Annotated in this window: 1 protein-coding gene; it reads left to right on the plus strand. The window is 39.3% G+C overall.

Translation table 11 applies throughout. From position 1 onward, the window contains the following. Positions 1–1,227: calcium-binding protein (locus WA249_RS18860; protein WP_336170935.1), on the plus strand; the 1,227-nt coding region annotated here is incomplete at its 5' end. Positions 1,228–1,368: the final 141 nt, after the last annotated feature.

Consider the following 1,368-nt stretch of genomic DNA (forward strand, 5'->3'; position numbering starts at 1 on the left):
GTGAAATTTGAAGGCGCTAACTTTGCCGATGCCCAGTTCCTGAGAGTAGGCAATGATCTGGTGATCAAGGCCTATGGTACAGAAGATTCGGTAACCTTTAAAACTTACCTAGCTGAAAGTGATTCTACTAGCCGAGACTTTAACTTTATCTTTGCTGATAAGACGATCTCTACTTCGGAAATCATAGGTATGACTATACAGTTAACAGGCACAGACAGTAATGATGTGCTAAATGGCTGGAGAGGTAAGGATAATCTTGTTGGAGGTCTTGGGGATGACACCTTAAATGGTGTAGGCGGAGATGACCAGTTAGAAGGTGGTGCTGGAAATGACACCTTAAATGGTGGTGAAGGTAATGATCTCCTGAATGGCGGAGCAGGCAATGACACGCTAAATGGCGGCGTTGGTCTGGATACCTTGATTGGTGGCAGTGGTAATGATGTGCTGACTGGTGGTGATTATGAGAAAGATATTTATATCTTCCAGTCGGGTCATGGTCAGGACATTATCAATGACAGAAGTTATGACTGGGGCTACTTCAATCAGTTTAACGATGTGAAATTTGAGGGAGCTAATTTTACTGATGTCCAATTCCTGAGAGTAGGCAATGATCTGGTGATTAAGGCTTATGATACAGAAGATTCGGTGACCCTTAAGAACTACCTGAATGAGAATGATTCCATTAGCCGAGACTTTAATTTTATCTTTGCGGACAAGACGATCTCTACTTCGGACATCATCGGTATGACCATGCAGTTAACAGGCACAGACAGTAATGATGTGCTAAATGGCTGGAGAGGTAAGGATAATCTTGTTGGAGGTCTTGGGGATGACACCTTAAATGGTGGTGAAGGTAATGATCTCCTGAATGGCGGAGCAGGGAATGACACACTGAATGGCGGAATTGGTGCTGATACTGCGATTTTCAAAATTTTAGAAGGTTTGGGAAATGATGCTACAGGTGGTAACGGCATTGATACATGGTCAGACTTTAATGTTTCTCAAGGAGATAAAATCAATATCTCTGAGTTAATTATTGGGCATGCTAGCAAAGAAAATCTCAATCAGTTTGTATCATTTGAAAAAAGCGGTTCAACAGTTACGCTAAGTTTGGATAGAGATGGAAATGATGTAAATTATTCAGCTACCAAGCTATTAATTTTAAATAATCAAACAAATGTAAATAGTTTGAATGACTTAATTAAAGCTGATGTATTTGTAATTTAGTTCATCAATCACACTTTAATTTAAATCTTAAAGATTGAATAAAAAACCGCTATCTAATAGCGGTTTTTTATTCACAATCTCTATAAAGAACTTTCATACTCCACATGCCCATCTTCAATCGCAGGAATAATCTCTACAAAC

This window comes from Acinetobacter sp. 161(2023), assembly GCF_037027805.1.
Classification (GTDB): Bacteria; Pseudomonadota; Gammaproteobacteria; order Pseudomonadales; family Moraxellaceae; genus Acinetobacter.